Annotated in this window: 6 protein-coding genes; 2 read left to right on the forward strand and 4 right to left on the reverse strand. The window is 70.4% G+C overall.

Going from position 1 to position 9219, the window contains the following annotated elements:
• Positions 1-33: 33 nt before the first annotated feature.
• The 4 genes from BS329_RS41280 to BS329_RS41295 form a co-directional block, all read right to left on the reverse strand.
• On the reverse strand, positions 34-696 hold the full coding sequence (locus BS329_RS41280; protein WP_076169013.1) for an ABC transporter ATP-binding protein: 663 nt from the start codon (positions 694-696) through the stop codon (positions 34-36).
• Positions 696-1388, reverse strand: coding sequence for an ABC transporter ATP-binding protein (locus BS329_RS41285; protein ID WP_076169015.1), 693 nt, complete (start codon positions 1386-1388; stop codon positions 696-698). Before BS329_RS41285 ends, BS329_RS41280 begins: the two co-directional genes overlap by 1 nt.
• Complete coding sequence (locus BS329_RS41290) at positions 1381-3957, reverse strand: permease (RefSeq protein WP_084750884.1); 2577 nt, start codon at positions 3955-3957, stop codon at positions 1381-1383. Before BS329_RS41290 ends, BS329_RS41285 begins: the two co-directional genes overlap by 8 nt.
• A gap of 147 nt (positions 3958-4104) precedes the next feature.
• Positions 4105-7290, reverse strand: coding sequence for an AfsR/SARP family transcriptional regulator (locus tag BS329_RS41295; protein WP_076169031.1), 3186 nt, complete (start codon positions 7288-7290; stop codon positions 4105-4107).
• Positions 7291-7319: 29 nt separating this feature from the next.
• Here BS329_RS41295 and BS329_RS41300 point away from each other — a divergent pair, with 29 nt between their 5' ends.
• Together BS329_RS41300 and BS329_RS41305 are read left to right on the forward strand one after the other, a co-directional pair.
• On the forward strand, positions 7320-8261 hold the full coding sequence (locus BS329_RS41300; RefSeq protein ID WP_482746715.1) for an NAD(P)-dependent oxidoreductase: 942 nt from the start codon (positions 7320-7322) through the stop codon (positions 8259-8261).
• A 9-nt stretch (positions 8262-8270) separates the two neighbouring features.
• A complete protein-coding gene (locus BS329_RS41305) occupies positions 8271-9131 on the forward strand; it encodes an NAD(P)-dependent oxidoreductase (protein WP_076169020.1) in 861 nt (286 codons plus the stop codon).
• The last annotated feature ends 88 nt before the right edge of the window (positions 9132-9219 follow it).

A 9219-nucleotide genomic window follows, 5' to 3' on the forward strand; every position in this document is an offset into this window, starting at 1 on the left:
TTCATAACAGCGGCGGTTCCAGACGGCGCCAGGTCAGGAAAGAACGCCGTCCAGCAACCGTACCCGCCGGTCCGCGATCCGGTGCACGTCGTCGTCGTGCGTCGCCACGATGACCGCGGCGCCGTCCTCCGCGCAGCGCCTCAGCAACCGCAGCACTCGCGGCGTGCTCCCGGCGTCCAGGTGCGCTGTCGGTTCGTCGGTGAGCAGGACCCGAGGCCGTCCGCTGACCGCCCTGGCGAGCGCGACCCGCTGCTGCTGTCCGAACGAGACTTCAAGTGGATAACGGTCGCCGAGGTCACCGATCCCGAGTTCCTCCAGCAGTTCCGCGACCCGGGCGTGGATGTCCTTCGCGCGGGGCTTGGGAATGTCGGATCGGAGTCGCAGTGGCAGCGCCACGTTCTCCGCGATCGTCAGTTCGTTCGCGAGGCCGAGTGCCTGGGGCAGGACGGCGCAGGTGTGCCACGGCGGCGCGCCCGCTATCGGGACGCCGTCCAGCAGGACACTGCCGGAATCGGGCGAGTCGAAACCGCACAGCAGGGCCAGCAGCGCGCTCTTGCCGGAACCGGACCGGCCGGAGACGGTGACCAGTTCGCCCGCGGCCACACGCAGTTCGAGCCCGCGCAGGACTTCGACGTCCCCGCTGGGATGGGGGAACCGGCGGCGCAACCCGACGGCCTCGAGAGCGGGTTCCGCCATCACGGTACGACCTCCCGTTCTTCGGTGCTTTCAAGGCGGCCTTTGTGCATCCGCGCGACGCGGCTGCCGAGTTCGATGAGCCGGTCGTCGTGCGAGGCGACGATGACGGCGAAGTCCTGATCCGCCAAGTATTTCAGCGTGTCGAGCACCAGATCGGCCGAACCTTCGTCCAGCTGGGACGTCGGCTCGTCGGCGAGGACGACGGTCGAGCGGCGCGCGAGGGTGCAGCCGAACGCGAGGCGCTGCTGCTGCCCGCCCGACAGCGCGGAGATCCGCCAGCCGCCGGTCCCGCCCAGCCCCAGCTGGTCGAGGATGTCGTCCGGCAGGCATTCCGTCCCGGCCGACTCCGCGGCCGCGCGGAGGTTGTCGGCGACACTCAGGTACGCGAGCAGGTTGTCGGTCGGGTTCTGGAACACCAGACCGAGGTGGGTTCGCCGCAGCGCCCGCCGCTCACGGTGCCGCAGCTTGCCGGTTTCGGTTCCCTGGAAGGAAATCGTGCCCCGGACGGGTTGCTCGAACAGGCCGAGCGTCCGCAGCAGGGTGGATTTGCCGGAACCGGACGGCCCCGCCAGCACGGTGATCCCGCGGGCGGGGATGTCGATGGTGACGCCGTCGACACCGGTGACGGTGCCCGCCGGCGTCTGGTAGTCGACGCCGATGCCGTCCAGCCGGAAGATCGGTTTCTCAGGCACGGATCAACTCCGCGGTCCGGGCGGTGCGCACCGAGCGCATCGCGATCCAGCCCGCCAGTGCCACGACGAGCACACCGACGGCCAACACGGTCAGGGCGAACGGGGTCGGGTTGGGCAGCGCCGACCTCGGCGCGAGGAACGTCGCCGGATCGAAGCGCGGCACCGAAAGACCCGCGACCGAGATCCCGCAGGCGACGCCGATGACCACGGCGAGCCCGCTGAGCGCGCCCAGTTCCATCAGGTGACTCGCGAGCAGGGCACGCGGGCGCATCCCCATCCTCAAGACCAGCGCCCCGGCCAGCGCGTTCTGGCGTCGGCGGACCTCGACCGCGACCAGCAGCGACAGCACCGCCACCGCACCGAGAACCGCTCCGAGCAGAGCCATGAACGAGAACGTCCAGGACACGAGATAGAACGGAAGCGCGTCGAGGGCGGACTCACGGGTGACGCGGTTGACCGCGGTGGCCACCCCCACGGAGGTCAGCGCATCGGTCACCTGAGTCAGCGGGGCACCGGACAACACGCTCCACTTGGGCACGGCGCGCAGTTGCGCGGGGCTGAGTGACTCCCGGGAGATCACATATCCGGCCTTGGTGCCGATGATCGGGAACATCGGCAGTTCACCGATCGTCCTGGCGTCCGCGAGACCGGCGCCCAGCGCGGCTTTCTGGGCGGAGTCGTTCCCGACCCGGATCGCCGGGACACCGGTGCCGGGATTCGACAACTGCCCCAGGAGCCGTTCGACCTCGGCGCCGTCGAGCGGGCCGAGCGTGGCGGCGCGCCGGAAGGTCCGCGGATCCACGACCAGCACGACACTGCCGGTGCCGGTCAGCTCGCCGACGATCGTGGTGTCGCCGCTGAGGTGAGGTGGCAGCTGGACCTTCCCGGTGCCGATGACGCTTTCGGTGTCGACCCTGGTCTCGGCGCCGACGAAGATCGCCGACTTCGTGTGCAGCGCCTCCTCCTGTCCGCGCGCGATCCCGATCCCGGTCGCCAGCGTGCCGACGGCCAGCGTGCCGATCACGAGGACGCCGGTGACCGGCGCGCGGGCGCTGGCCAGTCGCCGGATCGCCATTTGCAGCGCGGGCCGTGACCACAGCCGCGCGCGATGCGACGCGTGCAGGGCGAGCCAGGCCAGCCGGGCGGCGAGCAGGCCGACGGTGAGCACGACGAACACCGGATAGGTGAGGGCGAGCGGGTCGACCTGGGGGAGCGGATTGCCGACCCTCGACCCCTTGCCGTAGTCCACGAGCCGGTTCCAGCCGAGCAGTGCCACGCCGGCGGTGACCAGTTCCCACGGGAAGATCGCCAGGAGCTTCACGCCCTTGGCACGGCCGGACCGGACCCGCCCGAGTTCGAACTCCCGGTGCGTGCGGACGGTGATCACGCCTGCCAGCAGGGCGAGCGAGACGAACAGGATCGCGGCCGCGACGAGCGATCCTTGCAGCAGCGCCCCGTCGTCCAGTTCACCTGGTGGTCCGTAGACCCCGAGCGACAGGCGCGCGAGCAGCGCGCCCGCCGCGCCACCGACGACGATGGGCAGTCCGAGTTCGGCGACCGCGAGCGCCCCCAGCGCCCCCGGCGCGCTCCCGCGGGCGGACAGCAGCCTCAGCTGCGGATGCCGTCGCTGATACCACTGCAACGCGACGGTGCCGATCCCGGCGCAGCCGACCAGGATGCTGATGGCCGCGAGCGGCAGGATCGAGATCAGGACGTTCGACTCCGCCTGGTTGCTGATCGTCACGGAGCGCTCGAACGGCACCGACCCGATGATCGCGTCACCGAGGCCGCGGGCACCCAGATCCGCCTTGACCTCGGCGATGAGTGCCTTGGAGCGTTCCAGCAGGTCCTCGGCTTCGCTCACGGTCTTGGGAGGAGCCTCGTAGAACGACATGTGCAGCGTGGCGATCGCGGGGACGCCCAGGGTGCGGACCGTGTCGTCGAACGTCTTCCCGTCGGGGGCGAACATGACCGAGTCGAGCGGGTCGTTGGCGAGCCTGCTCACGACGGCGTTCCGCTGCTGCGAGCACCACCAGCGCGGCGCGGGGTCAGCGAGGTCGCGGTACAGCCCGGTCACCGGAGGGAGCGGCGTGCCGTGAATGCTCGGTGTGACCCCGGCTTTGATCCCCTCCGCCTTGGCGACGACGGTGCCGAGCAAGAGCCCGGCGCCCACTGATCCGTCCGCCAGTTCGATATGGCCCGGAACCGCCTGGTCCCGGTGGGCGATGGTGACCTTGTAGTTGGGGTCGCCGTTGAACTCGGTGCCGAAGAGGTACGGCGTGTAGCGGGAGGTGACCGGCGTGCCGAAACCGTGCGCCGGAGCGTGACGGCGGACCGAATCGACGACCTGCGGAGCGACCGCGACGGGGACGTTGTCCTTGCTGAACACGGGCCCGTAGTAGTCCGGGCACGCGAGGCCGGATTGGTACGCCACGGCCGCGCCGCCCGCGGCCGAAGCCTGCAAAATGGCGGCGGTGCCGAGGAAACAGGCCAGCAACGCGGTCACCGCCGCGATGATCAACGTCAGCGGGCTGCTCAATGCCGCCCGCGGAGCCGCTCGCCACGGCATTGTCACCCTGGGCCCGCCGGGAGCCCCCCACCTCACCCGCATGGATACGCACGCTACCGGTCAGGACGGCCGCGCGACAGAAAGAAGTCACTGTTTGTTGTCGACGTGAAGTAAGGCATGGTCCATTGCGGTGATGCGGGTACCCGGCTACTGACTATCTGTCACCAGTTGATCGATCGAGGCCGCCGCGCCGGTCTCGACCTCTTGGGCGAAAGCGGTTTCTCCGAGCGCCGAGACGATGACGCCGGTGATCCGGTCGACGTCACCGCGTTCGGCCTTCGGCAGGGGAGCACCCGCGGATTCCCGGGAGGCCGCCGCGGCGCCCAGCAACCGCGCGGCCTGGCGATACGAGCCGGCGGCCGACTCCGCCCCGGCAAGGCCCTCCAGGCCGAGCGCGATCGCGCGAGGATCCTCGCCGTGGCGAGCGATCGCGAGGCCGTCCTGCTGGAGCCGCTTCGCCTTCGCCGCGTCTCCTCGCAGCTCGGCGATGAACCCGAGCTCGGCGAGGATCAGGGTGCTGCCCGCTTCGGACTCCACCCGGCTATGCCAGTCCAGAATGGACAACAGCCGCCGTTCAGCCTCCTCGAACAGCCCCTGGCGTCGCGCGCCGAGCGCGAGCCCGGTTTCGGCATAGACCTCGCCGGGTTTGAAGCTGTGCTCGACGGCCAACGCCTTGGCTCGCTCGTGGAACTCCTTCGCCTCTTCGAAATCGCCGGTGAGCAGTGCTGTCCGGCCGAGCCAGGACAGTTTGTAGGCGACCTCCGGCCACAGCTCCAGCTCCTCCGCGCGGCGAAGGCTTTCCCGGTGGACCCGGGCGGCGTGGTCGTAATCCCCGGCGATCGAGGCCAGCATGCCGATGACGAACGACGCTTGCAACCAGCCCCAGCGTTCGCCCAGCCCGTCGAAGATCCCGGCGCTCTGCGCGGCGATCCGGCCACCGCCGGTGAGGTCACCGCCGGAGATCAGGTGGCTCGCCCGATCGCTCAGCGCGGCCGCCGCACTCCAGTCGTCGCCGATGTCACGGGCGGTTTCCAGCGCGCCGAGCGTGAGTTTCTCCGCCCGGCACAGATCGCCGACCGTGGACCACGCGTAGCCGAGGAACCACAGTGCCCGGGCCCGTGCGACGGGCTCGGCGATGCCCCATACGGCTTCCTCCACCGCACCCTCGACACCGGTGCCGTCGAGCACGGCGATGCCCGTGCGCCAGGCGAGAGCCTGCGCGCGCTCGTCGCCGCCGATTCCGGTGTCGAGCACCAGGTTCAGGGAGCGCCGGGCCTCGGTGAGCCGTCCGCGGAGGAACCAGAACCACGTCGTCGCGTTAACCAGCCGCACCGCGAGCCGGTGTTCGCCTTGCCTCAGCAGGGTTTCCAGCGCACGCCGGGTGTTGACCCCTTCGGTGTCGAGCCGGTCGAGCCAGCGCCGTTGTTCCCTGCCCCGCAGTCCCGCGTCGCCGCGTTCGGCCAGTTCGACGTGGAATCGGGCGTGCCGCAGGGACAAGTAGTCGAGTTCACCCGCTTTTCCGGCGTGTTCCAGCGCATACGCCGCGACCGACTCCAGCAGGCGGAACCGCGGTTCGCCCGTCCTGCCCGGCCTGCTGACCACCAGAGACCTGTCGACCAGCCGGGACAGCAGATCCAGGACCTCGCCGGAAGCGATCTCACCACCCGCGCAAACCGACTCGGCGGCGTCGAGACCGCAGCCCTCGGCATGGACGGCGAGCCTGCGCAACACGATCTGCTCGGCCTCGCTCAGCAGGCTCCAGCTCCAGTCGATCATCGCGCGGAGGGTCTGCTGACGGCGCGGCCCGCCCCTCCTGCCCGAGGACAGCAGGCCGAACCGGTCATCGAGGCGGGTGAGGAGTTCGCGCACGCCGAGCGTCCGGACCCGGGTGGCGGCGAGTTCGAGCGCCAGCGGGATCCCGTCGAGCGTGCGGCAGATCCTGGCGACCGCGGTCGCGTTCTTCTCATCCAGCGTGAATCCCGGGGCGGCCGCCGCGGCCCGGGCGGCGAACAGCCGGACGGCGCTCGATTCCCGCACCGCGGCGAAATCGGCCTGCTCGGGCAGGTCGAGCGGCGGGACCGCCCAGACGGTCTCACCGGGCAGCCCGAGCGGCTCCTGGCTGGTGGCGAGCACCCGCAGGCGTGGCGCCGCCGAAAGCAGCCGCTCCACCAGCGCCGCGACCGGCTCGACGATTTGCTCGCAGTTGTCCAGGACGAGCAGGATCTCCTTGTCACGCAAGGCATCGGCCAACGACCGGGTCGGTGACTTCGCCGAGGTAACCTCCTCCCGGAGGTCCAGCGCGGCCGTCAGGACGACGGCGACCAGGTCTTCCGGCGGGCAGGTCGGGCATTCGACGTTGTCCAGGCCTGCCAGTTCGACCAGCCAGGTGCCGTCGGCCATCGCGAGCTTCGACGCGGCCTCGATGGCAAGGCGGGTCTTGCCCACCCCGCCCGGTCCGGTGAGGGTGACCAGCCGCGCGTCGGTGACGAGCGCGCCGACCTCCTTGACCGCCGTCGTCCGGCCGACCAGTTCGGTCAGTGCCTCAGGCAGGTTCCCGCGTACCGGACCGGCGGCACGGACGGGTTCGAGATCGGGGCTGCGGGTGAGGATCGCCTGGTGCAGCGCCGCGAGGTCCGGCCCTGGTTCGAGACCGGATTCATCCCGCAGCCTCGCCCGCAGTTCGGCGTAGGTTTCGAGCGCCTCGCTGTGCCGCCCGGCGGCGTACAACGCCCGCATCAGCAGGCCGCGAAGCCGCTCCCGGAGCGGATGCCGCGAGACCAGACCGGCCAGCTCCCCGGTGAGGACGCCGTGTTCGCCGAGCGCCAGCCTGGCCTCGGCCCGCTCCTCTTCGGCGAGCAGCCGTTCCTCTTCCAACCGCTGCGCCGCGGCCACGGCGAACGGCTCGTCCTCGAACCCGGCGTACGCGGGCCCTCGCCACAACGCGAGCGCGTCCGCCAGCAGCGCGGCGCGAGCACGCGGATCGACGGTGGCGCGGGCGCGGGCGGTGAGCGTGCGGAACCGGTCGACGTCCAGGTCGCCGGGCTCGACGGCGAGGACGTAGCCGGCGGGCTGGTGGGTCACGATTTCGCGGGCGCCCGGTTCGGCCCGCTCGAGGGTGCGGCGCAGCTGGGAGACCTTGGTCTGCAAGGTGTTGCCCGGGTTGCCCGGCGGATGCTCGCCCCACAGGTCGTCGGTCAGCGACGACACGGCCGCCGCCCTGCCCTCCCTGCTCAGCAGGCCGGCGAGCAGAAGACGGACCTTCGCTTCGGGCACGACGACGGGCTCGCCGGCGGTCGTCCACACGGCGAGTGGTCCCAGCACTCCGAAACGCACGAAACCGACGTTAGCGCGGACCACCGACAATCCCGTGCGCGAGGCCGTGCGCGGACCCGCAGCGATCCGTGCGCGGAGGGCGTCACGGTGGTCCCATGACCGAACACGGCAAGACCCCGGTGACGGTACTGGGACTGGGCGCGATGGGAACCGCGCTCGCAGAGGCACTACTGGCCGCGGGGCATCCGGTGACCGCGTGGAACCGGACCGCGAGCCGCGCCGAGGGCGTGGCGGCGAAGGGAGCTTCGGTCGCTTCGAACGTGGCCGAGGCCCTCGCGGCGAACGAGATCGTGATCGCCTGCCTGCTCGACTACGACTCGGTGCACGAGGTCCTCGACCCGGCCGCGGCCGGGCTCGCTGGACGGCAGCTGATCAACCTGACCAACGGCACCCCCGGCCAGGCACGCGAAATGGCCGCCTGGGCCGAAGACCTGGGCGCGGCGTACCTCGACGGCGGGATCATGGCCGTTCCGCCGATGATCGGTTCGCCCGAGGCGTTCGTCTTCTACAGCGGCTCGGGCACGGTCTTCGGCCGGGCCCGCACCGCACTCGACGCCTTCGGCGGCACCAACTATCTCGGGGCCGATCCCGGGCTGGCGCCGCTGTACGACATCGCGCTGCTCAGCGGGATGTACGGGCACTTCATCGGCGTCATCCAGGCCTTCACCCTCGTCGGCTCCACCGGAGCCAAAGCGAGGGAGTTCGCTCCGCTGCTTCGCGGCTGGATGGACGCGATGAGCGGCTTCCTGGAGCGCGCGGCCGAGCAGATCGACGACGGCGACTACGGGACCGACGTCGTGTCGAACCTCGCGATGCAGGCCGCGGCCTTCCCGAATCTGGCGAAGGCCGCGGAGGAACAGGGTGTCAGCGCCGAGTTGCTCGCACCGCTCCAGCCACTGATGGACAAACGAGTCGCCGACGGACACGGCGCCGAGGACCTGATCGGCATCATCGAACTCCTCAAGAAGTAAGGAAACACAATGATCACACTGATCGGGCTCGGTCCGATGGGACAGGCCATGGTCCGGGTACTCCTGGAGAACGGCCACGGAGTGACCGTCTGGAACCGCACCGCCGCCCGCGCGGACGGTGTCATGGCGGCCGGTGCCGTTCGCGCCGAGACGCCGGCGGACGCGGTGGCGGCGTCGGAGCTGGTGCTGCTGAGCCTCACCGACTACGCGGCGATGTACGACATCCTCGGCAGGGCCGGGGAAACGTTGGCGGGCAAGGTAATCGTCAATCTCAGCTCGGACACGCCGGAGAAGACCCGCGAAGCCGCCGACTGGGTCAAGGCCCGCGGCGGGCAGTTCCTCGCGGGTGGCGTCATGGTGCCCGCCCCGATGGTGGGCAAGGAAGACGCGTACGTCTTCTACAGCGGCCCCACCGACGTGTTCGACAAGTACCGGGACATCCTGGCGCTGATCGGCCGGCCGGACTTCCTCGGCGAAGACGTCCGGCTGGCGCAGCTGTTCTACCAGGCGCAGCTGGACATCTTCCTGAACTCGCTCTCGGTGTTCCTGCACGCGAGCGCGCTCATCCGCTCGGCAGGGGTCCCCGTCGAGAAGTTCCTCCCGTACGCCAAGGACCTTTTCGCGACGATGGGCTTCTACCTGGACGCCGCGGCGGAACAGGTCGAGAAGGGCGAGCACCCCGGCGACGAGGCCGACGTGACGATGATGGGCGCGACCGCCGACCACATCGTGCAGGCGAGCCGGGACGCCGGGATCGACGTCGTCCTGCCGGAGGCGATCAAGTCGCACTACGACCGGGCGATCGCCGCGGGACACGGGCGCAGCTCGTGGACCAGCCTCTTCGAGGTCATCAAGGCCGACCGCAAGTAGTCCTCTGGTGGCGATGGCGGCCTCCTCGTGATTGGCCGGTGGCCGTGTCGCGAAAGCCACTTTCGGGACACCTGATGTCCCGAAAGTG

The sequence above is a fragment of the Amycolatopsis coloradensis genome (assembly GCF_001953865.1).
GTDB classification, from domain to species: Bacteria; Actinomycetota; Actinomycetes; order Mycobacteriales; family Pseudonocardiaceae; genus Amycolatopsis; species Amycolatopsis coloradensis.